Below are 24335 nucleotides of genomic sequence, written 5' to 3'. Positions count from 1 at the left end.
GTACGTCGGGGTGTATCTCTGACGCGGTGGAACTGGAAAAAGCGGGCGTGCCCACGGCCATTATGTGCACCCAGGGCTTTGACGTCCTCGGGCGCAGGCAGGCCATAGGCCGGGGCGTGCCCGCCCTTCCGCTGGTGACCATACCCGAGTACTTCGGCATGAGCAACGACGAGCTGCGCGGCTGGGCTGACCGGGTCGTCGGCGACATAGTGGAGGCATTGAGCAAGCCCAGGCAGCTTCTGATGGAGAAGGCGGCGCGCCACATCAACCAGAATGGGCTGGCCTCCGGCGCCGCGCAGGCCCGCGAGCTACAGAACGTTTCCGTCGAGCCGGACGCCGCTTCCGCCACCGACGCCTTCCGCGAGCGCAAGTGGACCGACGGCCTGCCCATTCTGCCTCCCACGCGCAAGGCCGTTGACCGGATGCTGACGCACGCGGACCGCGCCCCGGATGAGGTCATCGCGAAGGTGGCGACCAGATGGGGCAAGGCGACCATCGAAAAGATAGCGGTCAACGCGGTGATGGCGGGCTGCAGACCGGAATATATGCCCGTGCTCATCGCGGCGGTGCAGGCGATCACCGATCCCGCTTTCAACCTCACCGCCGTCCAGGCCACGACGAACCCGGTGGCGCCCCTGCTCATCGTCAACGGGCCTGTCGCCCAGGCAATCGGAATGAACAGCCGATTCAACGCCTTCGGCCAGGGGAACCAGGCCAACGCGACCATCGGACGGGCCTTGCGCCTCGTCATGATTAACGTGGGCGGCGGCCACCCGGAGGCGACGGACCGGGCGATTCAGGGGCAGCCCGCCAAGTACACGTTCTGCGTCGCGGAGAACGAGGCGGAGAGTCCCTGGGACCCCCTTCACGTGGAGCGCGGGCTGGAGCGCGGTGCCAGCGCGGTGACCGCGGTGGCGGTCATGGGGTTCCACGCCTGGGCAAGCGCCGTCCACACCCTGGAGACCGGCTCCGCCGAGTCTCTCGTCTCGACCATGTCCGGGGCCATGGCCGCAATGGGCGTGAACAATGTGCAGTACGCGGGAGTGACTCTCCTGGCCCTGAACCCGTACCACGCCTCCATCCTGGCGCGGTCCGGCTACTCCAAGGACAGACTGAAGCAGGAGTTGTTTGAGCAGGGGCGCATCCCCGTCAGCCGGTACCACCCCCTTGAGATTACCAAGCTGCGCAAGATGCGGCCCACCATCAACTGGGACGACCCTAAGACCATGATTCCCATGACCGACCGATGGGAAGACATCATGGTCACGGTCATCGGCGCGGGCGGCGTCCACGGCATCGTACTCCCGTCCTATGGCCGCCCTTCAACGCCCGTCACGCGGGCCGTGGCCATGCGGAGCGCGCGGGCCCGCCCGGCGGGGACGTAGCGCGGCGGGCCCGCAAGCAAACCTTCCACGGCCCACGCTCGTTATACTGTGTATATGGACACGCGTTTTCCGCGCGCCCTGCTCCTCGCGCTGGCGCTGGCGATAACCGGGTGCGTCGCTCCCGTCCTTCCAGCACCGGAAGGACCGGCCACGCCCGTCGCCGCGCCTTCCGCGAGCAGCGCTCCTGCCAGCAGCCCTGCCGCAACGCTCACGCAGCCCCCTTCCGCGGAAGGGCCGACGGCGACGTCCGCGCCTACCGCCGCGCCCGCCACTCCTCGGCCCGCGGCGCCCGCGGTCAAGCCTCCAGCGGCGCCACCCGCCGTCATCGCCATTCCGGAACCGCCACGTTCGAACGTCTATGAGATGGCGCAACGGCTGCGCCTGAAATCGAATGCGCCCATTGCGCGCGTGGTCAATCCCCAGCCGGTCAGCTACGCCGTGGGGCACAAAATGACGTTCGGGGCAGTGGACTTGGACAAACGCGAGCCGTTTCAGGTGGCCGCCACGCTCCGGGTCGTGACGCCCCACGCGTACTTCTACGTCGCGGACGACATGAACGTGCCGCAGGAGGACCTGGAGCGCTCGGGCAAGGAGTTCGAGGAGCGCATCTACCCACAGGTCACGCGCTACTTCGGGCGCGAGTGGGTGCCCGGCGTGGACAACGACGAACACCTCACCATCCTGCACGCCCGCATCCCGGCGGTGGGCGGCTACTACAGCGATTTGGACGAATACCCCAAGGCGGTCTATACGCTAAGCAACCAGCGCGAGATGATTTACATGAACCTGGAGTTCCTGCGGCCGGGCAGCGGTGCCTACTACGCCACGCTGGCCCACGAGCTCCAGCACGCCGTCCACTGGCGCGCCAGCCCTACCCAGCAGGTATGGGTCAACGAGGGCCTCTCCGAACTGGCCGCGGAACTGGCGGGCTATTCCAGCATCCCCTTCAGGCCGTTTCTGGACAACCCCAACACGCAGCTCACCACATGGCAGACCGAACCCCGCGAGAGCATCCCGCACTACGCGGCCGCGCACCTCTTTTTTTCATACCTCATGGAGCACTACGGAGGTCCCGACCGTGTCAAGGACATTCTGGCCGCGCCGAATACGGGCGCCGCGGGGATTGACTATCTCCTGACCCAACAGAAGTCCGGCGCCACCTTTGACTCGGTGTTCAAGGACTGGGTCATCGCCAACTATCTGGACAGGCCCGGTCGCTACGGCTACAGGGAGCGGGACGTGCGCGTGCGATCCTCCGCCACGCTCACCCGCGCTGGCGAGCAGGATACGGACGTCCGCCAGTACGCCGCGCGCTACTACGAGTTGCGCCTCCCGCCAGGCGACGCACGGCTGACGTTACAGGGCGACGCCACGGTCCCCATTCTGCCCACGACTCCGCGCAGCGGGCGGCGCATGTGGTGGGGCAACCGGGGCGACTCCATTGACAGCACTCTCACCCGCGCCTTTGACCTGACCGGCCTCTCGACGGCGACGCTGACCTGGTGGACCTGGTACGACATCGAGGAGGGGTACGACTTCGCCTACGTGGAGGTCTCAACCGACGGCGGCGCGACGTGGAACATCCTGCCCGGAACCCACACACGGACCGACGACACGCTGTTCGTCAGCTTTGGGCCGGGCTACACGGGAACCAGCGGCGGAAAGCAGTCACAATGGGCGCAAGAGCGAGTGGACCTGACGCCCTACGCGGGCCGCTCCATCCTGGTGCGCTTTGAGTACATCACGGACGGCGCGGTGAACCAGCCGGGCATCGCCATTGACGATATCTCCATCCCTGAGTTGCGCTACCAGGACCCGGCGGAAGACACACAGGGGTGGACAGCCAACGGCTTCGTTCTAACGGATAACGTTCTGCCCCAGCGCTTCGCGATGCAGCTCATCGAGGTGTTCCGTGACGGTCGCGAGCCGCAGGTGCGGGAGCTGCCGCTGGACGCGGAGCAGCGCGCCAGCGCTTCACTGGAGGGATTCGGGCAGAGGCTGGACTACGCCGTCCTGGTGGTCTCAGGCCTGACGCCGGTGACCACCGAGCCCGCCCGCTTTCGCTTCTCCCTGGCGCAACCGTAGCCGGACGCGCGCGCGGACGCTAGCCCTGCTTCTGCGGGGGTCCGGCAGGGCCGCCTGCCTGCGGCGCGGGCGCGGCGGACGCGGGGGCCGGCAGTTCCACATTCGCCCAGATGCGCTCGAACTCCTCCCGCACGGACTTGGAGAGAAGGACAGTGGGCTTCTCCGTCTTGCGGAAGTCCTTGCTCAGGTGAATCTTGCCCAAGAACTTCACCCCCAGGCGATGGGCCATCTCCTCCGCGCCGCCCTCGCCGAAGAAGTCGCTGACAAAGTTCTCGACAACGCCCAAGACGTTCACCTTCATCTTCTTGACCATGTTGATGGAGCGCGTGGCGTCCAGCACCGCCAGCTCCTGGGGCGTCGCGACGATGATGAACCCTTCCAGCTTGAACGTCTGCATCGTGGTCAGCGCCGCGTCCGACGTTCCGGGCGGCATGTCAATGATGAGGAAGTCCAGCGGCCCCCACTCCGTCATCTCCAGGAACTGCGTGATGGCATTGTGAATCATGGGGCCGCGGAAGATGATGGCCTCTTCCTCCTTTTCCTGGAACAGGCTCATGGAGATGACCTTGACGCCGTACTTCTCCGGCGGGTACAGCGTCTTGTCCTCTTTGAAGAGCGGCTGCTCCTGCAGCTTCATCACTTTGACTACGTTGGGGCAGTCAATGTCCACGTCGAACAGGCCGACTTTGAATCCCTTGTCCGCCAGCAGCACGGCCAGGTTGACCGCCACCGTCGTCTTGCCGACGCCGCCCTTGCCGCTATAGACAGCAATCTTGTACTTGATCGCTGAAAGCTTCTGCTCCAACCGGCGCTTGGAATCCCACTGGCGCTTCATGGCCTCCAGACGCGCCGCCATCTCCGGGGTCATCTTGGGCTGGTTCGAGGTCATCCTACTGTCTCCCTCCGGGTAGAGTCACATGCCACCCCACTATGGTTTCATTGTACCCGAAAGGTCGCGGGCGGCTCAAACGACGCCGCTTGGTGGGAGTCCAGAGGACGGAATAGGGAATCCGCGGCTATCAGCCGATAGCCAAACGCGGTGGCGCGACAGGGGGTGGATGCGTCCCTGGCGGGGACGCAGCGCTCGGTACGGAGGCCGTCTACTTCCGGGCGGACGCCCTCTTCGGCGGCGCGGCCGGAATAAGCCCCTTCTCCACGAGCTTCTTCCGCATCGCCGTCGCCACATGGGGCGGCACAAGGCTGTCGGCATCGCCCCGTAGGATGAAGACTTCCTTCAACAGGCTGGAGCTGACGAACTGGTACTCCAGGCTGGACATCATGCACACCAACTCAATGCCCGGCGCGAGCTTCTTGTTCATGAGCGCCATCTCGAACTCGCGCTCGAAGTCCGAGAACATGCGCAGGCCGCGGACGACGACCTGCGCCTTCATGCTCTGGGCGAAGTGCACCGTCAGGCCCGTGTACTGGGTCACCCGCACATTTTTCAGATGGGTTACTGACCCGCGGAACATCTCTACCCGCTCCTGCGTGGTAAACAGCAGGTTCTTCGGCGGGGTGTCGTAGACGCCCACGATGACCTCTTTAAACAGGTGGGCGACACGGGTGACGATGTCTACATGTCCGTATGTCACCGGGTCAAAGCTGCCGGGATAGACGGCGATGGTCACTCCACGTCCTCCTTGCGGTAGATGGTGATGGCGGTGTCCCCGTACCGGCGCTGCCGCACGGCGCTGAAGCCGTCCATGGCCTCCGGCAGGGGCCGGCGATGCGCGTGCTCCACCACAACTGTGGTCCGCGGCCCCACCAGGCCGGACTTCAACACTTGCCCGATAACCTCGTCCCTCCGCGCATCGGCGTAGGGAGGGTCCATGAATACCACATTATACGGGCCGGTCAGAAAAGTGGCGGCCCTGGCCACCTCCACGGCGTAAACGTGCGTCCGCTCCACGAATCCAGCGGCCTTCAGGTTCTCCCTTATCACAGTGGCCATGTGCGCGTTCCGCTCCACGAAGTCCGCCTCGCTCGCGCCCCGGCTGAGCGCCTCGATGCCGAGGGCGCCGGTCCCGGCGTACAGGTCCACAACCCTGTCGAACGGGACGTCCATGGACTCCAGCATCGAAAAGATGGCGCTCCGCACCAGGGCCGACGTCGGCCGGGCCGCTCCGCGCGGAGGCGTGCGCAGGCGAAGTCCCTTGACTTCGCCGGTGATGACCCGGATACCCCTCTTCGGCATGACCCCATCCACCTCTCCTGTGCAGGCGACACAACCCTCATTATACGAGGCGCCCTTTGAGCGTCAAGGCCACGACTGGTCAGACAGTGCGCGCAACCCGCCGCGCGAAAGGGTGCTCCTAGAACGTGGTTGACTCCTGTTTTCTGCATAGCTTATCCTCTTACCGGAACGAAGGTAAGAGAGATAGGAAATGGGAAGCACAAAGCGTTGGAACTGGTTCGGAAGAGCACTAATTGAGGGGATGAGAAAAGCCATGCCGCTAATCAACGAGATACCGGAAAAGTGCAAGCTCTGTGGTTCAAAGAACATAGTCCGCTTTGGGCACTACAAACAGATACAAAGATGGTGGTGTAAGGACTGCGGTAGGAAATTCGTCAACAACGACGCTCTACCCAAGATGAAAACGCCGGTCATCCAAATAGCCCTGGCAATGAGTGAGTTTTACGAGGGGAATTCACTACAAGCTATCTGTCGGAATCTTCACCAGACCTACAACAGCTACGTGACGGACGCTGCCGTGTACTACTGGATAACCAAGTTTACGAGGATCGCCATAGCGAAAATTGAGGGCATAACGCCAGTCGTCGGCGATATTTGGGTAGCCGATGAAACTATGCTCGATATTGGAGGGGAGAATGTCTGGTTTTGGGACATCATAGATACCAAGACTCGCTTTCTGCTGGCCTCGCATACGTCGCTAACGCGCACAAAACGAGTAGCGCAAACGCTCATGGAAAAGGCAGCGGAGCGAGCGCAAAAGACGCCAAAAGTTGTGAGAACCGACAAGCTGGCAGCTTACTTGGACGGTATTGAGCTAGCTTTCGGTGCAGATACCAAACACAAGCAAGGTGGTCCATTCTCAACCGAAGCTAACACGAATCTAATTGAACGCTTTCACGGAACACTGAAGGCCCGAACGAAGGTTATGAGGGGCCTGAAAAAGAGCCGGACAGCTAGCCTCGTCATGGACGGCTGGCTTGTGCATTACAACTTCCTGAGGCCGCACGAATCTCTCAGCGGCTCTACACCGGCTGAGGCTGCAAGGATCAAGTTTCCCTACAAGAATTGGCTGGACATCGTGAAGGGAGGTTAGAAAAATATGACTTTATTGTGCAGGCGTAATTGGGGTGTTTCCATACGGGAAGAAGCACTCAAATCGTGGGAGCACGTCGTCTCGGACAGCATTATAGATAGCTCTGAGTTCGTCAATAGGTCTGTCTATCTGATGCCCTTCAGAACCCCATATCAAGATTTCCCTGAAAGGGGAAGCTGGATATTCCTTTGGCTTCAGGTTGAGAGCCTTGGATATACGGACGACTATCTCGTCATCCTCACTCAGGTACTCGATTCCTTGCATAATAGGAAAGCTTTCTCTCATTCGCAACACAGAAATGATACCTCTATGCTTGTCAGCGTTCCACGCATCATTCAGCGTCCACAGCAACTTACCAATAGAGCCACTTCGTGGGTCATATATCTGGAGACTCTTGATAATATCCTGCGCAAGGGGGGGCATGCATTGGATGACCTTGCCTACGTATTCAGCTTGGTTAGATATGGGAAACGCAGGCTTGGGTCTTTTTGTCCGGCATTTTCCCTTCAATGGGAGGGGGTGATACCTGATAGGGTCATCCAAGCCGACCGCGATGTAGTCAAGAGAAGAGCGGATATTATGTATGACATCGCCCGCAATCAATCCAAGACGCTCCGTTTCAATCGTAATCGCCTTTTCCCGAAGGACATAGAAGCGCTCATCAGTTTCATCAATACGCCATTTGGTTTGTTGCCTCGCTTGACGAAACTTACTCAATGTATCGTCAAGAAGGGACAAGTGGTGCAATGCCCAATTCAGCTTGAAATTAGCAACATCGAAGGCGGTAACAATCGGCATAACCACTATTATAGGAAGGCTCAAATCTCTAGTCAACCACGTTCTAGGGGAACCCGCGAAAGCTAGGCACGGACGGGCGGTGTCTGCTATCCTGATGCATCGATGATCAACCACAACACCGTCAAGCGCATCGAACGCGCCCTGCGCTACTCGTCCATCGAGGGTATGGCGTACGGGGTAGTTCAGGGCGCGGGCGAACATTTTACTCCCGCCTACGCCGTCGCCCTGGGAGCCTCAAACACCCAGCTTGCCTTCCTGTCGTCCTTTCCCACCTTTCTGGGTGCATTCGGCCAGTCCTTTGCGGCGCGCCTCGCCGGTCTGCTGGGCGGCCGCAAACGGGTGGTCGTCGCTTTCGCCGCGCTGCAAGGACTCATGTGGCTCCCCATCGTGAGTGTCGGCTTTCTGTTCCCGGACCGTCGTCCGGAGCTGCTCATCGCCTTCCTGGCGCTCTACACCCTGTTCGGCGGCTTCATCAGCCCGACGTGGGGGAGCATCATGGCCGAAGTGGTGCCGGAGCAGCTCCGAGGCCGGTATTTCAGCCTCCGGAGCCGCTGGTCCACGCTGGCGAACATGTTCGCCTTCCTGGTGGGAGGGGGACTCCTGTTCGTGCTCGCGGACAAGGGGCCTCTGGGGTTTGCGCTCATCTTCGCCGTGGCCTTCATCTTCCGGATGGTCTCCCTCGGGATGCTGACCACCCTGTTCGAGCCTCATCACGACGGCAAGAGTGATGAAGTGCCCAGCCTGCGGACATTCGTGTCCCAGCTCCCCCGCACCAATCTGGGGAAGACCTTCCTGTACCTCTTCGGCGTGAACTTCGTGGTGAACCTCGCAAGCCCGTTCTTTGCCCCCTACATGCTCCGCGAACTGAAGCTGGACTACCTGACCTACACGGTGCTGGACATGCTCTCCATCGTGGCGGCTGTATGGGCCGTCACCCACTGGGGCGCCGCCGCGGACCGTGTGGGCAACCGCAAGATGCTGGCGGCCACGGGCATCCTTATCAGCCTTGTGCCGCTGGTGTGGCTCGTCTCCGGCAATGTGATTTACCTGGCCGTTGTAGAGCTGTTCACCGGGTTCGCCTGGGCGGGGTTCAACCTGGTGTCCACCAATTTCATCTATGACGCGACGTCCGCCCACAACCGCACCGCGTATCTGGCCTACTACAGCGCCGGGGTGAGCATCGCGAGCGGCCTGGGCGCGCTGGCCGGCGGGTTGCTCATCCCTTACGTCCCCGCATTCATGGGCTCGGCCATCCTCACCATGTTCGTCCTGTCAGGCGCTCTGAGGCTGCTCATGGCCCTGGTGTTCGTGCCGCGCATCCAGGAGGTCCGCCGGGTGCGGCAGATCCCGGCTACGGAGCTGTTCCACATCATGCTGGGGGGCAGGTCGGTGCACCAGCCCGCCAGCCACGGCCGGGCGCATCACCACCTGCAGAGCCACGGTGAGACCGGCGGGCACGGCGATACCTCGCGGCGCGAAGACGACAAGGCCCCTTTGTGAACGGGGGAGCGACGTAGCCCAACTCGTCTTGAAAGGTTCGCGCGGGCGCGGGCGCGGGCGGAAGCCATCGTTTGAGGCGGACCCCTTTAGTTAGAAAGACGCTTCTTTAGGGTGATGCTTCACGCGTTCCAGCAATCATCGTGCTTGACAGCATCGAACACTGCCGTTAGAGTAGCACACTAGGCTGGGGCGTTAGCGCGCCGGGCGAAAAACACAGAGACCACCCAGGCCCGAGCAAACGGCCTCCAGGTCGCCTTTTACGCGTCTTCATAGAGCTATCAGCCGATTATCGAACAATCGGGAGCAAGCCACATGCAACAGAACAAAGTACCGATGCTAATGCCGTTTGCCGAGGGTGCGCAGAGCAGCGGAGCAAGTCTGGCGCCACGGCTGAGCACTCTAGAGGGAAAGACCATCGGCATTATCAATAATGGCTGGAAGTGCATGCAAGTCGCCTCGCAAGAGCTGCGTCAGTTGCTTACGACGGAATACGGCGTGTCAGAGATCCTGGAGAAAGAAATAACGCCGCTGCAAACTCTTTCAGCCGGAGACATGGATGAGCTGATGCACCGGGCGGACGCCGTCATTTGCGGCGTGGGCAACTGAGGGTCCTGCACATCGTGGTGTATCCACGACGGCGCCGAACTGGAAAAGCACGGGATTCCTACCGTGACTATGGTGACAAAGGCTTTCGAGGGGCTCGCGAAAGCCTCCGCTAAAGGACGCGGCGTACCGGACCTGCGTGTAGTCGTCCTGCCGCATCCTCTGGACTCCTTGCCTGAAAAACAGATCCGTCAAATTGTGCGGCAGCATTCGGATGTGATCATTCACAATCTCGTGTCAGTCCCTCGAGTTCGCACGCCCGCAGCCATGTGAGGAAGACGATGCAAAGCGACGCGCTTACTTCCACACGAGAGCTGATGGCTGACGACGCCCAGGAGGTATTCAATTACTATTACGGCAAGGGTTATACCGACGGTCTTCCCATCATCCCCCCCACGGAGCAACGCGTACAGGAGATGATCGCCGCGTCAGGGCGATCCGCTCAGCAAGTTATCGCGCATGTTCCCCCGGCGAACGGCGCCGCCACTGTTGAGAAGATCGCCGTCAATGCCCTCATGGCGGGATGCCGGCCGGAGTACATGGACCTGGTGATCACCACAGTCGAGGCGATGACAGCCCCCGAGTTCAAGCTGGAACACGTCCAGACCACGACCAACCCGATAACCCCGTGCATCATTCTGAACGGACCGGTGCGGAAGCAGTTGGGTGTGAACTGCACCTCCGGAGTGATGGGACCGGGGTGGCGCGCCAACGCGACCATCGGGCGCGCTATTCGCCTCATCCTCCTGAATATCGGCGGGGCCGTGCCCGGCGATGTGGACAAGTCAACCCAGGGTTTCGTCGGGAAGTACACGTTGTGCATTGGGGAGAACGAGGAAGAAAGCCCCTGGCCGCCGCTCCATGTTGAACGAGGCTTCGCTCAAAGCGACAGCACCGTCACGCTCATAGGAGCCAATGCGAGCATCAACCTCCACGACAGCAGCCCCGGGTGGAAAGATGCTCTTCATTCGCTGACGTTAGGGCTGAAGGTGGCGACAGCTAATAACTACACCCATCCGCTCGCTGAGCCGCTGATAGTGTTGAATCCGTCCCACGCGCGCCTTCTATCCGACGCCGGCTTCACGAAGGACAAGCTCAAAGAGCATTTCTTCCAGAACGCCCGCATACCGCTTGATTGGCTGACCCCGTGGCGTCAACACGCCCGCCTGGGGGCGGTTGAGGGCGCCAAAGAGTACTTGCACGTAGGTGGCTTCGTGCCCATTTGCTGGGACCCGGGGAAGCTCATCATAGTGGTGGCTGGAGGACCTCAGGGAGGGCATTCCTGCTACCTTCCCACCGGAGTCGCTCGCGCCGTCACCAGGAAAATCTCAAGCAACGGCTCGTAGCTGGCCCGCCGCGCAAATGCAGCCTGTCCCATCAAAGGGATACAACGCACTTTTTCGAAGGAGAGCTTCAGCCATGCAATCACCCTATGAGATACGAACGCTCCTGCGCGTGGTGGCATCGGTCGTCCTGATAGCCACGGCGTGCGCGCCCGCGGGCGCTCCAACCGGCGCTCCTGCGGCTGCCGCCCCGCCGGCCCGGTCGGAGCAGCCAACTACTCCCGTCCCGACAGCGCCCGTTCCCGCGGCGCCCGCGCCTTCCTCCGCCACGCCCACGCCCAGGCCCAGCTCTGCCGCCGCCGTCGCCGCCCCGCCCCCCACATTGATCGCCCCGCAATACGGTGGGGTCTTGAACGTAGCGACCACGGAGGACCCGCCCACGTACGACGTGCATCAGGAAAGCTCACCCACCGTGGCGGTGCCCTTCCGTAACGTCTACGAGGGCCTGGTGCAATACCACTACCAGCGCCAATCGGAGATCGTCCCGGAGCTGGCCGAGAGCTGGGAGACCAGCGCCGATGGCTTGACGTATGTGTTTCGCCTGCGCAAGGACGTGAAGTGGCACGACGGCCGTCCGTTCACAGCCGAAGACGCCGCGTTCAGCTACATGCGCATGGCTAATCCCAAAGCCTACAAGATCATCAGCCCGCGTGGCGAGCCCCTGCTGGCAGCCGTGGACAAGGCGGAGGCCGTGGACCCGTACACTCTCCGGGTCCGCCTGAAGTTCCCCAGCGCCTCGTTCATGGGCAACATAGCGACGGACTGGGCGATGATTCTACCGAAACAGACAGTCGAATCCCAGGGCGATATGAAAAGAGTCGTCAACGGGACTGGCCCCTTCACATGGGTCAGCCATGACCGAGGCGTGAAGATCGAGATCAAGAAAAACCCCAACTACTACGATAAGAGCCTGCCGATGTTGAACGGGCTGGCGTTCTATATTATTTTCGACGATGCGACGCGTTTTGCCGCCTTCCGCACCGGGCGGGTAAAGATGACGTTCATCGGTTCCAACTCGTTGACTTCGTCACAAGCCGAGATTCTTGTCCGCGACCTGGCGGGCAAGGTAACCGTCAAGGACCATGCGGCTATCGCACGCATCATGTTCATTGTGAACAACACCAAGGACCCTTGGAAGGACGTCAGAGTGCGCAGGGCGGTGGACCTGGCGCTGGACCGTCAAAACCTGATCAAGCTGAACGGAAACGATGGGCTCATTGGCGTTGCAATGCATCCCCTCGGCACATGGGGTATCAGCCAGGAGGAACTGCGCTCACGGCCCGGCTATCGAGAATCCAAGACTGAGGATATCGCTCAGGCAAAACGGCTCCTTGCCGACGCGGGCTATGCATCAGGATTCAAGACCACCATGCTTTCGTACGGTGTCGCGGGGCGCTTGACGCCCGCGGTCAAGGAGCAACTGAAGGCTATCGGCATTGACCTGCAAATTGAGCTTCTGGCTCAAGGTCCACTCGTGGACCGCCTGAACCAAAAAAACTTCGAGTTGATCTGGTACAACGTGGGAGACCTCCTGGACGAACCTGACCTGGTGTTGAATTCACTCTATATTTCCAATGGTTCGCGGAACTTTGGCAACTTCAGTGACAAAGAGGTTGACACACTCATCAACGAACAGTCCCTCACGACGGATTTTGCAAAGCGCAGGCAGCTAGTCCTGCGGCTGCAGGAGCGATTGCTGGAGACCGGTTCCTATCCAATCGCGTTCTGGAGTGTGTACAGAAGAGCCTGGTGGAACGAGGTGCATGACTACAAGCCAGGGCCGGGTGTTCATGTGAACCTCAAGTTGGACCACGTCTGGCTGGGCAAATAGGGAAGAGCTGGCGCTCAAGCACGAGGCGCGTCGGCCCGTGGCTTCCCTGCTGAGCCCCGCGCCTTCGCCATGTGCGCGACGAAGGCCTGTCAGGACGCGCTGACGCACGGAGGGCCGCCCCGAGGGGCGGCCCTCCGCATGCGAGAGCTACGAAGCTACTCAATAGCAAAGACGATATAGACGCTTGTCCGGACTTCGCTCTCTCCGGGCGAGATGGGGGTAGCGGCGGCGGCAAACGCGGGCGCCGCGGACCGCGCGTCAAAGCTCTTCTCAATAACGGGCACAGCGCCACCGCTCTCGCTGATCGAGATGGGCTTGCCCACCTTGACGTTCAGCGCCTTTGCGATCTGCTGCGCCTTGCCCAGGGCATCCTTCAGCGCCTGGTCGCGGGCCTGTGTCACGGCGGCGGTCGGGTTACTCACCTGGAAGCTGATGCCCTGCACGCGGGTCAGGTCGCCGCCCGCCTTGGCCGCATCGTCAATGGCCGCGCCTACCTTGCTCAGGTCACGCAACTGGGCAGAGACCTGGTTGGACACGCGGTAGCCCAACACAATCTGGCGCTGCTGTTTGTCGTCGTAGCGGGTGAGCTGCGTGATGTTGAAGTTCTGCGTGCGGATGTCCTTCTCCGCCACGCCGCTCCGCTTGAGCGCCGACATGATGCCGTCCATCGCCGCAGCCGCCTTCGCGGAGGCGTCAGCCACGGTGGGCGCGTCGGCCTCCACGCCCAGGCGCAGGACGGCCACGTCCGGCGCGACGGCCACTCTGCCCTCGCCACCGACCGATATGCCCACCTGCTGCTGAGACGGCACGGAGATGTAGGCGCCCGCCTGCGCCGCGACTCTGGACGCGTCCGACGGCGCACCCGTCGCCGCGGGAGGCGCCGCAGCCCCGGCCGGCGCGGCGGGAGCGGCGGTGGGGGTGCAACCACCGATGAGCAGGACGCCCGCGAGCGCCACTGCGGGAATAAAAAGCTTCGTGTGTCTGAGTTTCATGACTGGTCTCCTTTTTTCTTGCGGAGGGCGGTGTGCGCCTCTCCTGACCGTTACACTTATTATAACGTCAGGAGAGGGCCAAAAGTTCCCACCAGGATGCCGCGCTAGTCCCCCGTCCAGCGGCGCCGCCATGTCACCGCGAGCGTCGCGACAAGCAGCACGGCGACCACGACGGCCAGGGCCGTCTCCACCGTCAGCCATACGTCAGCGGGCCGGCCTCCCGCTGGCGGAGTGAGTGGCGTGGCCGCCATCGCTGGCGCCGCGCGCTCGACGGGGCGCGGCGTCTCGACCGACGCCGCGACGGTCGGGGGCGCGGCCAGCGCCACAGCAGCAGTGGGCGTGGCGACAGGCGCGGGCGCGGAGCGGGTGCGGGCCTCCGCCGCGGGCGTGGGGGAGAGCGCGGGGGCGGCCCCGGAGGGAGCCGCTGCCGCCCTCATGGGCGCGGGGACGAGCGCGTCCGTGAGGGAAGGAGAACGCGCCGCCTCGGGGGGCGTGGCGGCGGGCGCAACGGGAGCCGCGGCCAGCGATGGCGCCTGGTCCTTCTGCGCCGGTGCTGTCGGGCTGGGAGCGACTGCGGCCGCGCGCAGCCCTTCCGGCGCTGCAGATGGCGGTGACTCGGACGGCTCCGCGGGGGCGGCGGGCACGGCGAGGGCGGCGACAGGCGCCGCCTGCGTCCGAGAGACGGACAGGGACGGAAGAAGCCGGAGGATGTCCCCTGCCAGCACGAGCACCAGCAGCCCGGCCGCCACGGCTGTGGCCAGCCGCAGGCCGCCCAGCAGCGAGAAAAGCCCTCCGCGCGGCGACGGAGCTTCACGCAACGCGAACGAGCGCGGCGCGGGAATGACGGGCACCCTGCGGAGGAGCATCACGGTGGCGCGGAGGGAGTTCACCTCCTCGCGGCAATGGACGCAGGCGTTCAACTGCGCCTCCACGTCCCCGCGGTCGCGCGGCGGCAGACGCCCGTCAATGTATTCCGACAGGCGCTCCGCGGACAGATGCTGGTGGCCGGTCTTGTCGAATGTGCTCATGATAATGGGCTCCGCCTACTATCAAGACGGAACGAAGCGGGCAAAAGTTCCGACCGCGCCCGGAGGTGATCGCGCAGGCGGGCGCGCCCCCGCGCGATGCGCGACTTGAGCGTGCCGAGGTTGGACTGCGTGACCTGGGCCGCCTCCTCGTAATTGAGGCCCTGAATGTCCACCAGGATGATGACCAGTCGCTGATCGGGCGGCAGGGTGTCCAGGCCCTTGCGGATCTCCCCACCCAACTCCTGGCGCAGGGTGTATTCCTCCGGCAGCTCCTCATGACTTGGGGGGTCCAGAACGAGCGGGTCAAGAGGCTCCGTGCGATGGCGCTTGCTGGCGCGTAGCTGGTCGAGGCAGGCGTTGGAGACGATGCGCAGCAGCCAGGCGCGGAAGTTCCCTCCTCGGAAGCTGGCGATGTTCCGGTAGGCGGAGATGAACGCGTCCTGAGTGACGTCCTCCGCAGAGGGGGAGTCGCCCAGCATGCGCAGGGCCACGTTGTACGCCTGGCCCTGGTAGCCCAGCACCAGGCCGTTGAAGGCGTCAAGGTCGCCCTGCTGGCTCCTAGTGACAAGCGCCTGCTCGTCCATGCCCCCTCCTCGCTGCGGACGCGCGTTCAGCCCATTCTAACATGGGCTACGGGAAATCTCCGCACGCCACGGCGGACAAGAGCGCGGACGCTCCAAGGCCCAGGGCAATCGCGTTTTGTTGATACGTCTCGTATCAGTCTAGACCTGCTCCTCTTATGAGCAAGGCGCACAACGCGAATCCCGCAGCGCGGAGGCTCCACTTCTCCACACGGACTCTCCTTTAGGAGAATACCGCGCGATTGCCCTGGGGCGCGGGTCACCGCGGGGGCCGCGCTAGGCCCTGGGGAGGCCCAGTCCGCGCGACGCGATGATGTTGCGCTGGACTTCGGACGTGCCGCCGCGGATGGTGTCGGACACGGCGCCCAGGAAGGGGCTGAGGAACGTGCCGTCCAGCGGCGCCCAGCGCGAACCCGGCCCCAGTTGCCCGGCGAGGCCCATCACCTGTAGGGCAATGGCGGTCACACGCTGGCTCAGCTCGCTGCCGAACACCTTAGACATGGACGCCTCGTGGTTGGGGTGCTTGCCCTGGCTCATCAGCCACGCCACGCGGTACGCCAGCCGCTGGCCCACTTGGAACTCGATGGCCGTCTCCGCCAGGCGCGCCCGCACCAGCGGGTCGTCCGCCAGCCGCCGTCCGTTCACCGTGGCCGCGCGTACGTACGCTACCAGCTTCTCGAACAGCAGCGCGTTGGCGGCGACGCGCTCGATGCCCGACCGCTCGAAGTCGAGGTTTGAGGCGACGATGTACCAGCCCTGGTTCAGCTCGCCGACGAGGTTGCGGCGCGGCACGCGCACGTTGTCGAAGAAGACCTCGCTGAAGCGGCCTCCGGACATGGTGATGAGCGGGCGGACGGTGAGGCCCGGCGACTGCATGTCCACGATGAGCACGCTGACGCCTTTGTGCTTGGGGACGTCCGGGTTCGTGCGGCAGGCCAGCCATATGTACTGGGCCATGTGCGCTCCGCTGGTGTAGGTCTTCTGGCCGTTGACCACGAAGTCATCGCCGTCCAGCACGGCGCGCGCCTGCAGCGAGGCGAGGTCGGAGCCTGCGCCCGGCTCGGTGTAGCCGGCGCAGAAGCAGAGATCGCCGGCGGTGATGCGCGGCAGGAACTCCTTCTTCTGCTCCTCCGTGCCGTACAGGATGATGCTCGGCCCCATCTGCCGCTCCGACATGTGGTGGAAGCGGACCGGGGCCTGCGCGTATGTCATCTCCTCATTGTAGATGAGCCGCTCGATGTACCCCATGCCTTTGCCGCCGTACTCCCTGGGCCACGCCACGCCTATCAGCCCCTTCCGGGCGAGCTTGCGGGAGAACTCCGGTGAGAAGCCGCCCTCCTCCGGGCGCTCGGCCATCTCCCGCCGCATCTCGGTGGTCAGTTCGGCATCGAGGAAGTCGCGGATCTCCTTGCGGAAGGCGTCCTGCTCGGATGTGAAGCAGAAGTCCATGGCGTCACCTCTGGCGCGGAGTGTGGCGTCATGCTAGCACAGAGGAACCGTGAGGAGCAACGTATTGTGGAACGCAGACGGGTGAAGCCGCTGCGTTGGCAACTGCGGCGCGTAGGACTCCAATCGCCCTTTGTCGAACGTCTTGCGAAAGAAGAGACGAGCATTGCTAGGGCGACAAGACGGCCGAGCCGAGCGGCGTCGGGATTGAGAACGACTCCGTCCCGTCCAGCCGTAATGGGCCTGCAAGAATGACCATGTACCAGTTTGTGACCCCCGTAAAGTTTTGATCGGTAATCATACTCTGCATGTACGTGGAAACGTCTTTGATATCCATCTTGGCGAACATTGTGAGCATTCCAGTATAATACCGTGAACTGATCCGCCCCGAGGTCTCGAATTCGCGCCGGGCGTCACCAAAAGTCTTGTCGTTCGCCACGATGAAGTACTTCGCCCAGTTTCCTATGACGTAACCCGTGTAGTCGTTGTCGGCGGCCAGCTTGCCATCGGCTGCAAAGAACTTAGACTGATCAGACAAGAGGAAGATGATGTTCACCAACGCGAACTGTATTCGTGCCTTATTCAGGTCCGTGTTTGCGTATCTCGCCCTGTCAAAACCGGCTTCTTCCATCCTTCTCAAAAAAGCGGTGTCATTCATGTAGCCTGCCGATTCAAGACCGGGCAGATACCATTTGATCGCTTCTTCGGCCTCTTGCTTGTTCTCGGGCAATTGCTGCAGACCCCAGATTGAAGCCAGTTTCGCTTTACCGGCTTCGTGCGCCAGTGACCGCAAGACGGTCAGGCCATCTCTGGATGCTCTTATGGACAGGCCTATCTTGGCGCCCTTTTCCGCGTCTCCGGAAGGAGTTGCCCACTCCGTAATACCTATCGCATCCCGCAGACGCTGATACTTGGCCTCGGCGGTTTTTTGTAGCCATTCCTTCTCGCCGAGCATATGGACATCAATGTTCTCTTCCGCAAGCGTTTTGCCATATAACGCTCTGTTCAGCAGATTTGCGGATTGCACTACGGACGACGTCTTATCAATGCCCTGGTCCGGGTCGTAGACCACGGGAATGTTCGCAAGAGCATCTATTGACTGCTTGATGTCAGCGTTCGTCGGCGGCGGCACAGGTGTTGCCGTTGCGCGGGCAGTTGCAGTGGCTATAGCTGTTGCCGTTGGAGCGGGCGTTGGCGTAGGCGTGGGAAGCGGCGTCGGTGTGGGTCGCAGCGCGGGAGAAGGCGACGGCGCAGGCGGAACACGCGTCGCGGCGGGCGCCAGCGTGGGAGTAGGCTGCGGCACAGGCGTGGGCGCGACCGGTATGCCGCAGGTTGCGGACAGCATGGGCGCCGCCAGGAGGGCGGCAGCCGCAAACAGCTTCAACACTACTCTATCCATCTTCTTTTCGCCCACATCCCGCTACGCATTCATCACGCCAGCGCTCCCCGTGGCCGAGGCTCAGTGTTGCATTCCGGCTCGAGGTCCGACCGCCAGGCGCGCGCCTCAGAGTCCATGGTAGGCCTCCCTTCGATGACGAATACGCTGGAGAATAACCTGCCTTGCCTGCGCATCCACTTCGTACACTATCCGGTAATTGCCAACTCTGATGCGGTACAGGCCGTGGCCAACCCGCAGCTTGATTGCCGCCCTGGGAATCGGGAACTCCGCCAACCCATCAATCTGTGCACTGACACGCGCCAACAGCGGTGCCGGGAGGCCGCGAAGGTCTTTCTCGAAAGATGACTTGTAGATGACCTTATAGGAGGCCCTCTCTCTTCAGGCGAACTTTCAAGTCTTCCCAGCTATAGGTCTTCTCGTTCCGCCGCTCCACGATGACCGCCATGTCGCGCAGGTCTTCCCGCATGCGTTCGAGGCGTTTCTTGGACATGAGCACATAGCCCTCGGGCACGGCCACGCGGCGGACCGTTTCGCGTTTCTTCGCAGGCTTCTGCGTTGTTGTCACGGTTCTCCTCCTCTACCGTCCCGTCCACGCGGCGCTCGGGAACGCGCGCGTGTAGCGCGGCAGCCACAGCCCGCGCAGCCAGTCCACGCGGGTGACGGCCAGCGTGAGCGTCATCCACACCGTCGGCAGGTGCATCACGACGCCCTGCGCGCGCTGCAGAAAGTCGTACCGGCTGCGGTAGCCCTCCACCAGCGCCGCGTAGGAGCGCAGCGCCGCCTCGCGGCTGGCGCGGCGCTCGATGACGTCGCGGACGAGGTCGCCGGCGCGCAGGCCGAAGTAGATGGCCGGGCGGATACCCTCGCCGGTCGCGGGCAGCGACTGCCCCGCCGCGTCGCCGACGACGAAGAGGCTGCCCACCGTGGGCCGACGCAGGGCGAACGGAATGTAGCCGCCGTGCATGTGGCCCGGCGAGAGGCGGAGGGCCTCCAGGAGCCGCGCCAGGCCCCCTCGAATCTTGACCAGGCCAGTGTTTTCCCCAAAGTAGCCCACGCCCACCCGGCAGTGCCTGCCGGACGGGAAGTTCCAGGCGTAGCCGCCTCTGATGTAGTTCGGGTCGAACCAGAAGTGCAGGCCCTCGCCCCGGCCCGTCGCCTCCGTCTCCACGCCGAAGGCCAGCGTCCGGGTGTCCACGAAGCCTCTGTCCAGGGACTTCGCCAGCACCGCCCGCCAGCCGGAGGCGTCCACCACGCACTCCGCCTCGAACCTCCCGGCGCTGGTCATGACCGTATGCCCGTCCGGCGACACGCCCAGCGCGGCGGCGCGCACGAACTCTGCGCCGCCCTTGTCAAAGAGGAGCTTGCAGAAGCGGGGGTAGTCCAGGACGCAGTAGGGTTCGGGAAGGCGGTACTTAAAGGCGCGTTTCGGCGTATATATGTAGCCGCTGGGGTGCGTCTGCGCCACGGCGCCCTCGCAGCCCAGGTCCCGGGCGATGCGCAAGGGCGCGCCGCAGGCGGAGGTAGGCATGGTGCCGATCTCCTTGCGGTCCAGGAGCAGCACGCGGCGGCCCTTCAGCCGGCTGGCCGCGGCCAGCCCGGCAAAGCTCGCCCCTACGATGATGACGTCATAGCGCATGGATGCCCCTGCGGAGATAGGATAGGAACATTATACCCTTTGAGCATCCAGGAGTGCTCGTAACGTGCTGCAGAGGGAGGCTTGCCGCGGGGGATGGACGGGGGTGCGGGACAAAAAGAGACGGCGGAGAGGCCACGAGCGGGGGCTTGTGTTCTCTCGCCGTCTCACCCGCGTCCGGCGGGGCTAGACCAGGGTCTGGACTTCGATGACGTCCTTATGGCTCATGGTGAAGCCTTTGGACTGGTGAGACTTCATCACCGCGTCCGCGTTGGGGGCTTCGCACAGACAGTATCCCTGGCCGCCCTTGCCCACGAAGACGTTGATGGGCTTCGTGCCGAACTGGTCAGCCTTTCCGGCTTTGATATCCCCCGCCATTTGCTGCATGGCCTGCGGTGGCATCTGGGGCATCTTCTCGTGGTAGTCCATGAATTTTGGCACGTGGTCCCTCCCTTTCTTGTGTTACCTTCCAATCCGCTGAGACAGGACGAGAACGCATCCGCGCGTCCTCTGGAACCGAGGTTCGCAGGAAGCCCGTAGTGTCCCCCGTCTCCTGCGGGACGGTATGGCCAGCATCTCCCCGCTCGTGGCCTGTGGTGTAGTCAGCGACTTTGGGGTTGTCATGTTACAACAAACGCGTCTTCCCGTCAAATAAACCCCAAAATGTTTGTGAAAACCGGCGTATTGCGCGTGTTTATCCCTTGGGCTGTTCGCTCTTGACCAGGCCGATGACGTTGCCTTCCGGGTCTGAGAAAAGGGCGAAGGTCACCATGTTCGGGACCGTCGTGACGGGCATGATCGTCTTGCCGCCCAGCTTCTCGATCTCCTTGAGCTTCGCGCCGAGGTCGTCCACCTCGACGTAGAACGTGACGCTCATGTTGCTGCCCGGCATCGGCTGAACGATGCCCCCGTTGATGCCCTTGCCTCCGGAGGCCGTATCCACCATCCCGTAGTTCATCTGCGGCATGTGCTCTATCTTCCAGTCGAAGGCCTTGGAATAGAAGTTGCTCAGCTTCTTGGCGTCCTTGCCGTGGACCTCAAAGTGAACGACCGGATTGCCCATGACTGCTCTCCTTTCAGTCTGCGCTGTGTCATACGTTTATACGCTTCCCAAGTGGCGGCGGATTCAGGTTAGGACTAACTGCCCATCTTGTCGCGGGAAACCCACGGGTCCGGGCCGGGGTCGCGGCCCTCCGCCGTGGCGGCGAGGCGCGGTAGGAAGTGGTTCCAGCCCTCGGTGTGCGGCGCGCGCGCATCCTTCGGCAGGTCCATGTGTCGCAGTCGCACGATAGTCCCGTCGCCGTCGGGGATGAGCGTAATCTCCACCGTGCTGGAACCCGGTGGCACCGGGTTGCCCTCGCCCTCCCATCCCCAGGTGAACACGACCCGCGTGTAGGGGGTGACCTCCAGGTATGCGCCGCGGGCGATCTCCCCGCCGGTGATGTTGCAGCGGTAGATGCCGCCCGGGCGGGGGTCGAGTTCCGCACTTATGCCCTTCCAGAGCACCATCTTTCCGGGGTCCGTGAAGAAGGGGAAGATGGTCTCCGGTCGCGCTATGATGCGGACCTTCAACTCCACCACGTCGCTTTTGGCAGGCCGCGCCATTCTATGACCTCCGTTCCTCGGCTTCCGCCGCCATCTTCAGGCGCCACAGGCGATCGGTCCAGAACTCCTCCAGGAACGTTCTTACCTCCGCCAGGCCCTCCGGGCGCGCCTGGTACAGCCGTCGCGTCCCCTGGCGGCGCACGGTCACCAGCCCCGCGTCCTCCAGGGCTCTGAGATGCTGGGAGACCGCGGAACGGGTTACGTCGAAGTGCGTGGCGATCTCGCCCGCCGAGAGCTCCCTGCTCAGGACGAGGCGCAGAATCTCCCGCCGGTGCGGCTCAGCGATGGCGCGTAGCGCAATATCCATAGTGCGCTAAATGTTAGCAGATGCTTACGAAAGTGTCAACTAACAGTTTATGCTACAGCCCGCCGCACATTGACGCGCCTCTCATTTGGTGATGGCATTTCAGCGCCTGTGACGATTAACCGCAGCCGGAGAAAAGTGAGTCTGGGGTCTGTCGCGTCGGAGTACGCACGCCCCGAGTCGGAGGTGACCCGGGGCGTGGGCCGTAAGCTGGGGGCTGCTGGTTCGCCGGTGCGCCTAGTCCTTCTTGGCCTCCAGGCTCGCTTCCGCTCGGGATTCGGCTTTCTCCCGCTTGGCCTCGTGCTTGGCGTCGGAAGGGTCGGCGATGGCGTCAATCTTCGCCGCCAAGTCGAAGTCTTTCTCCGAGAGTCCGGAGACGACGTGGGTGCTCAGCGTCAGGGTGACGCGGGTGTAGCTGATGCTGATGTCAGGGTGATGGCCCACCTCCTCGGCTAGACGGGCCACCTTGTTCACGAAGTCCATGGCCTTGGTGAACGTTCCGAACGTATAGCTTCGCGCGATGGCGCTTCCCCAGTGTTGCCATCCGTTTATGGACGCCATGCGGTTGCGCGTCTCTTCCGTAGAGAGCTTGGTTGTCATATGCTCACTCCAATCCTGACAGGGAGAATGCTGCGGCAGGGGAATTAGTCCATTATACAGCGGGACGGTGCGGAGGAATCAGACGGCGGACTTGTACAGAAAACGGGTTGGGGGGGTTGGTGGCGCCGGGCTGACTAGGAGGGCTGGGGGCCGCTCTCGCCGCCGCGCTGGCCGCGCCGCAGGAAGTCCTCAAGGTCTTTCACCACGTCCTCCGGGCGCGGCAGGTCGTCCGGGGGACGGACGGCGGCGTCGTACGCCTCCTCCAGCTTTTGGACGTAGGCGACGACCTCAGGGGAGTTGGCTATCGCCTTGCCAACCTCCTCCTCGAAGGAGGCGGCGCCCTTGGCCATATCGGTCATGTCCACCTGGAACCCAATGAGCTGAGCGAGCCCGGCCACCAGGGTCTGGCTGACCCGGATGTTGGGGATGGACTGGATGTAGTGCGGGGAGTGCCCCCACAGACTGCCGTAGGAGATACCCCGCCGGACGCAGCCCTCCATAAGAGCGGAGGTGATTCCCGTCGGTCCCTGGTACGTGGAGATTGAGGCCCCCAGGCCCTCCATGTCCTGGCGCATCTCAGGGGTGGTCCCGGAGCCGGTGATCCTGACCTCGCGCGTGTGGGGCACCATGTCCATCAGCGAGCCGATGGACATCACCCTGGCCGTGTCGAACTGCCCGGCCACGGACAGCAGAGCGTTGACGTACGTCCTCCACTTGAGGTTCGGCTCAATGCCGATGAAGAGCACCAGATCGTGGGGCCCCAGTTTGCTCTTCCAGCAGAGGAACTCGTTCGCGGGCCAGCGGACCTCCCGCTGGCCGGGGGCGACGACCATGGTGGAGGGTCGCACAGTCGTGAACTCGTAGAACTCCTCCGGGTCCAGGTCGGCGAACCTGGTGGCTGACAGCTTGCGCGCCAGGTAGTGGAGGGCGCCCGTGGCGGCCTGGCCCGCGTCCGACCACCCGCTGAAGGCGCAGACCATGACCGGGCGCCGCAGTGTTGGCATCTCATACGTGCGAATGTAGTCCATAATGCGCCTCTCTCCGTCGAAGCGGCGCCAGTGTAGCACCGGTCGGCGGGCGTGGGCAAGAGCGCATGCCGGAGCCTAGCTCCCGGCGCCTGGTGTGGTGTTCCCGAAATTCGCCGTCAATGTCATTGCGAGGCCCGATGGTTCGAGGCCCTCACCACAGGCTCCAGAGGGCCGTGCCAATCTGGCCGCGGGGCGCACCCTTCCTCCAGATTGCTTCGTCCTCCTTCCGCGGAAGGAGGACGAAGCAATGACAATTCATAAGCGTATTTCAAGGACAGGACACTAACCTCCGGCGCCGACAGTGGAGCGCAGGTAGGCCCGGATGAACGGGTCCAGGTCGCCGTCCAGCACGGCGTCCGGCGACGTGCTCTCCACGTCAGTCCGGTGGTCCTTGACCAGCTTGTATGGGTGCACAACGTAGCTGCGGATCTGGTTCCCCCAAGCGGCGGGAACATACTCACCCTTCAGCTTGGACACCGTCTCCGCCTGCTTCTGCAATTGGATCTGCAGCAGCCGCGCCCGCAGCACGGTCATGGCCATCTCCCGGTTCTGATGCTGGGAGCGCTCGTTCTGGCAGGTGGCGACGACGCCCGTGGGCAGGTGGGTGAGGCGCACCGCGGAGTACGTCGTGTTGACGCTCTGGCCGCCGGGGCCGCTCGAGCAGAACGTGTCGATGCGCAGGTCTTTCTCGTTGATCTGCACATCCACTTCTTCGGCCTCCGGCAGCACCGCAACGGTTGCCGTGGACGTGTGGATGCGCCCGCTGGCCTCGGTGGCGGGCACGCGCTGCACGCGGTGGACGCCGCTCTCGTACTTGAGGCGGCTGTAGGCCCCGCGGCCTTCGATCATGGCGATGACTTCCTTCAGTCCGCCGCCGCCCGTGTCGC

At 63.1% G+C, this 24335-nt stretch carries 25 protein-coding genes; 7 read left to right on the top strand and 18 right to left on the bottom strand.

What is annotated here, in order from left to right; all coding sequences use genetic code 11:
- Window positions 1-26 precede the first annotated feature (26 nt).
- Window positions 27-1385: a hypothetical protein gene (locus Q7T26_02880; protein MDO8531101.1), complete on the top strand. Its 1359-nt coding sequence runs from the start codon at window positions 27-29 to the stop codon at window positions 1383-1385.
- A gap of 54 nt (window positions 1386-1439) precedes the next feature.
- Window positions 1440-3470 (top strand): immune inhibitor A, encoded by a 2031-nt coding sequence (locus Q7T26_02875; GenBank protein ID MDO8531100.1) that lies wholly within the window; start codon window positions 1440-1442, stop codon window positions 3468-3470.
- A 19-nt stretch (window positions 3471-3489) separates the two neighbouring features.
- Here Q7T26_02875 and Q7T26_02870 read toward each other — a convergent pair whose 3' ends face one another.
- The 3 genes from Q7T26_02870 to rsmD all read right to left on the bottom strand — a co-directional run bounded on the left by Q7T26_02870 (window position 3490) and on the right by rsmD (window position 5664).
- A complete protein-coding gene (locus Q7T26_02870) occupies window positions 3490-4359 on the bottom strand; it encodes an Mrp/NBP35 family ATP-binding protein (GenBank protein ID MDO8531099.1) in 870 nt (289 codons plus the stop codon).
- A gap of 211 nt (window positions 4360-4570) precedes the next feature.
- Window positions 4571-5098, bottom strand: a complete 528-nt coding sequence (gene coaD / locus Q7T26_02865) for a pantetheine-phosphate adenylyltransferase (protein ID MDO8531098.1) — start codon at window positions 5096-5098, stop codon at window positions 4571-4573.
- Window positions 5095-5664, bottom strand: coding sequence for a 16S rRNA (guanine(966)-N(2))-methyltransferase RsmD (gene rsmD, locus Q7T26_02860; protein MDO8531097.1), 570 nt, complete (start codon window positions 5662-5664; stop codon window positions 5095-5097). Before rsmD ends, coaD begins: the two co-directional genes overlap by 4 nt.
- 190 nt (window positions 5665-5854) lie before the next feature.
- On the opposite strand from rsmD, the gene Q7T26_02855 reads away from it, so the two are divergent.
- Window positions 5855-6757 carry a DDE-type integrase/transposase/recombinase gene (locus Q7T26_02855; protein MDO8531096.1) on the top strand — a complete coding sequence of 301 codons (903 nt, stop codon included), beginning with the start codon at window positions 5855-5857 and terminating at the stop codon, window positions 6755-6757.
- A gap of 12 nt (window positions 6758-6769) precedes the next feature.
- Here Q7T26_02855 and Q7T26_02850 read toward each other — a convergent pair whose 3' ends face one another.
- Window positions 6770-7555 carry a hypothetical protein gene (locus tag Q7T26_02850; GenBank protein MDO8531095.1) on the bottom strand — a complete coding sequence of 262 codons (786 nt, stop codon included), beginning with the start codon at window positions 7553-7555 and terminating at the stop codon, window positions 6770-6772.
- A 102-nt stretch (window positions 7556-7657) separates the two neighbouring features.
- On the opposite strand from Q7T26_02850, the gene Q7T26_02845 reads away from it, so the two are divergent.
- The 4 genes from Q7T26_02845 to Q7T26_02830 all read left to right on the top strand — a co-directional run bounded on the left by Q7T26_02845 (window position 7658) and on the right by Q7T26_02830 (window position 12832).
- Window positions 7658-9055 (top strand): MFS transporter, encoded by a 1398-nt coding sequence (locus Q7T26_02845; protein ID MDO8531094.1) that lies wholly within the window; start codon window positions 7658-7660, stop codon window positions 9053-9055.
- A 312-nt stretch (window positions 9056-9367) separates the two neighbouring features.
- Window positions 9368-9661, top strand: a complete 294-nt coding sequence (locus Q7T26_02840; protein MDO8531093.1) for a hypothetical protein — start codon at window positions 9368-9370, stop codon at window positions 9659-9661.
- A gap of 314 nt (window positions 9662-9975) precedes the next feature.
- Window positions 9976-11004, top strand: coding sequence for a hypothetical protein (locus Q7T26_02835; protein MDO8531092.1), 1029 nt, complete (start codon window positions 9976-9978; stop codon window positions 11002-11004).
- A gap of 73 nt (window positions 11005-11077) precedes the next feature.
- The gene (locus Q7T26_02830; GenBank protein MDO8531091.1) at window positions 11078-12832 is read left to right on the top strand and encodes an ABC transporter substrate-binding protein; all 1755 of its coding nucleotides are present in this window, start codon (window positions 11078-11080) and stop codon (window positions 12830-12832) included.
- Between the two features lie 155 nt (window positions 12833-12987).
- On the opposite strand, the gene Q7T26_02825 is transcribed toward Q7T26_02830, so the two are convergent.
- The 14 genes from Q7T26_02825 to Q7T26_02760 form a co-directional block, all read right to left on the bottom strand.
- A complete protein-coding gene (locus tag Q7T26_02825; GenBank protein MDO8531090.1) occupies window positions 12988-13824 on the bottom strand; it encodes an SIMPL domain-containing protein in 837 nt (278 codons plus the stop codon).
- A gap of 104 nt (window positions 13825-13928) precedes the next feature.
- Window positions 13929-14852: a zf-HC2 domain-containing protein gene (locus Q7T26_02820; GenBank protein ID MDO8531089.1), complete on the bottom strand. Its 924-nt coding sequence runs from the start codon at window positions 14850-14852 to the stop codon at window positions 13929-13931.
- A complete protein-coding gene (locus Q7T26_02815) occupies window positions 14849-15436 on the bottom strand; it encodes a sigma-70 family RNA polymerase sigma factor (GenBank protein ID MDO8531088.1) in 588 nt (195 codons plus the stop codon). The genes Q7T26_02820 and Q7T26_02815 overlap by 4 nt, the downstream gene beginning before the upstream one ends.
- Before the next feature lie 273 nt (window positions 15437-15709).
- A complete protein-coding gene (locus Q7T26_02810; protein ID MDO8531087.1) occupies window positions 15710-16882 on the bottom strand; it encodes an acyl-CoA dehydrogenase family protein in 1173 nt (390 codons plus the stop codon).
- A 166-nt stretch (window positions 16883-17048) separates the two neighbouring features.
- On the bottom strand, window positions 17049-18293 hold the full coding sequence (locus Q7T26_02805; protein ID MDO8531086.1) for a hypothetical protein: 1245 nt from the start codon (window positions 18291-18293) through the stop codon (window positions 17049-17051).
- Between the two features lie 343 nt (window positions 18294-18636).
- Window positions 18637-18843, bottom strand: a complete 207-nt coding sequence (locus Q7T26_02800; protein ID MDO8531085.1) for a hypothetical protein — start codon at window positions 18841-18843, stop codon at window positions 18637-18639.
- A gap of 12 nt (window positions 18844-18855) precedes the next feature.
- Window positions 18856-19914: an NAD(P)/FAD-dependent oxidoreductase gene (locus Q7T26_02795; protein ID MDO8531084.1), complete on the bottom strand. Its 1059-nt coding sequence runs from the start codon at window positions 19912-19914 to the stop codon at window positions 18856-18858.
- A 183-nt stretch (window positions 19915-20097) separates the two neighbouring features.
- The gene (locus Q7T26_02790) at window positions 20098-20352 is read right to left on the bottom strand and encodes a hypothetical protein (protein MDO8531083.1); all 255 of its coding nucleotides are present in this window, start codon (window positions 20350-20352) and stop codon (window positions 20098-20100) included.
- 253 nt (window positions 20353-20605) lie between these two features.
- Window positions 20606-20974: a VOC family protein gene (locus Q7T26_02785; GenBank protein ID MDO8531082.1), complete on the bottom strand. Its 369-nt coding sequence runs from the start codon at window positions 20972-20974 to the stop codon at window positions 20606-20608.
- Window positions 20975-21048: 74 nt separating this feature from the next.
- Window positions 21049-21516: an SRPBCC family protein gene (locus tag Q7T26_02780; GenBank protein MDO8531081.1), complete on the bottom strand. Its 468-nt coding sequence runs from the start codon at window positions 21514-21516 to the stop codon at window positions 21049-21051.
- A 1-nt stretch (window position 21517) separates the two neighbouring features.
- On the bottom strand, window positions 21518-21823 hold the full coding sequence (locus Q7T26_02775) for a metalloregulator ArsR/SmtB family transcription factor (protein MDO8531080.1): 306 nt from the start codon (window positions 21821-21823) through the stop codon (window positions 21518-21520).
- Window positions 21824-22057: 234 nt separating this feature from the next.
- Entirely contained in the window at window positions 22058-22420 is a 363-nt protein-coding gene (locus Q7T26_02770) for a 4a-hydroxytetrahydrobiopterin dehydratase (GenBank protein ID MDO8531079.1), read from the bottom strand.
- 134 nt (window positions 22421-22554) lie between these two features.
- Window positions 22555-23448: a PAC2 family protein gene (locus Q7T26_02765; GenBank protein MDO8531078.1), complete on the bottom strand. Its 894-nt coding sequence runs from the start codon at window positions 23446-23448 to the stop codon at window positions 22555-22557.
- Between the two features lie 282 nt (window positions 23449-23730).
- The coding region (locus Q7T26_02760; protein ID MDO8531077.1) for a peptide chain release factor-like protein at window positions 23731-24335 on the bottom strand (605 nt) is incomplete at its 5' end.

Source organism: Dehalococcoidia bacterium (genome assembly GCA_030648205.1).
Lineage (GTDB): Bacteria > Chloroflexota > Dehalococcoidia > JAUSIH01 > JAUSIH01 > JAUSIH01.
This window is presented reverse-complemented; position numbering and strand designations above follow the sequence as displayed.

What these genes read in the sequence shown, in the direction of transcription:
- Q7T26_02875 (MDO8531100.1), top strand. Translation starts at nt 1,440, where the DNA reads ATGGACACGCGTTTTCCGCGCGCCCTGCTCCTCGCGCTGGCGCTGGCG.
- Q7T26_02870 (MDO8531099.1), bottom strand. Translation starts at nt 4,359, where the DNA reads ATGACCTCGAACCAGCCCAAGATGACCCCGGAGATGGCGGCGCGTCTG.
- rsmD (MDO8531097.1), bottom strand. Translation starts at nt 5,664, where the DNA reads ATGCCGAAGAGGGGTATCCGGGTCATCACCGGCGAAGTCAAGGGACTT.
- Q7T26_02855 (MDO8531096.1), top strand. Translation starts at nt 5,855, where the DNA reads ATGGGAAGCACAAAGCGTTGGAACTGGTTCGGAAGAGCACTAATTGAG.
- Q7T26_02850 (MDO8531095.1), bottom strand. Translation starts at nt 7,555, where the DNA reads ATGCCGATTGTTACCGCCTTCGATGTTGCTAATTTCAAGCTGAATTGG.
- Q7T26_02845 (MDO8531094.1), top strand. Translation starts at nt 7,658, where the DNA reads ATGATCAACCACAACACCGTCAAGCGCATCGAACGCGCCCTGCGCTAC.
- Q7T26_02840 (MDO8531093.1), top strand. Translation starts at nt 9,368, where the DNA reads ATGCAACAGAACAAAGTACCGATGCTAATGCCGTTTGCCGAGGGTGCG.
- Q7T26_02835 (MDO8531092.1), top strand. Translation starts at nt 9,976, where the DNA reads ATGGCTGACGACGCCCAGGAGGTATTCAATTACTATTACGGCAAGGGT.
- Q7T26_02830 (MDO8531091.1), top strand. Translation starts at nt 11,078, where the DNA reads ATGCAATCACCCTATGAGATACGAACGCTCCTGCGCGTGGTGGCATCG.
- Q7T26_02825 (MDO8531090.1), bottom strand. Translation starts at nt 13,824, where the DNA reads ATGAAACTCAGACACACGAAGCTTTTTATTCCCGCAGTGGCGCTCGCG.
- Q7T26_02820 (MDO8531089.1), bottom strand. Translation starts at nt 14,852, where the DNA reads ATGAGCACATTCGACAAGACCGGCCACCAGCATCTGTCCGCGGAGCGC.
- Q7T26_02815 (MDO8531088.1), bottom strand. Translation starts at nt 15,436, where the DNA reads ATGGACGAGCAGGCGCTTGTCACTAGGAGCCAGCAGGGCGACCTTGAC.
- Q7T26_02810 (MDO8531087.1), bottom strand. Translation starts at nt 16,882, where the DNA reads ATGGACTTCTGCTTCACATCCGAGCAGGACGCCTTCCGCAAGGAGATC.
- Q7T26_02795 (MDO8531084.1), bottom strand. Translation starts at nt 19,914, where the DNA reads ATGCGCTATGACGTCATCATCGTAGGGGCGAGCTTTGCCGGGCTGGCC.
- Q7T26_02785 (MDO8531082.1), bottom strand. Translation starts at nt 20,974, where the DNA reads ATGGGCAATCCGGTCGTTCACTTTGAGGTCCACGGCAAGGACGCCAAG.
- Q7T26_02780 (MDO8531081.1), bottom strand. Translation starts at nt 21,516, where the DNA reads ATGGCGCGGCCTGCCAAAAGCGACGTGGTGGAGTTGAAGGTCCGCATC.
- Q7T26_02775 (MDO8531080.1), bottom strand. Translation starts at nt 21,823, where the DNA reads ATGGATATTGCGCTACGCGCCATCGCTGAGCCGCACCGGCGGGAGATT.
- Q7T26_02770 (MDO8531079.1), bottom strand. Translation starts at nt 22,420, where the DNA reads ATGACAACCAAGCTCTCTACGGAAGAGACGCGCAACCGCATGGCGTCC.
- Q7T26_02765 (MDO8531078.1), bottom strand. Translation starts at nt 23,448, where the DNA reads ATGGACTACATTCGCACGTATGAGATGCCAACACTGCGGCGCCCGGTC.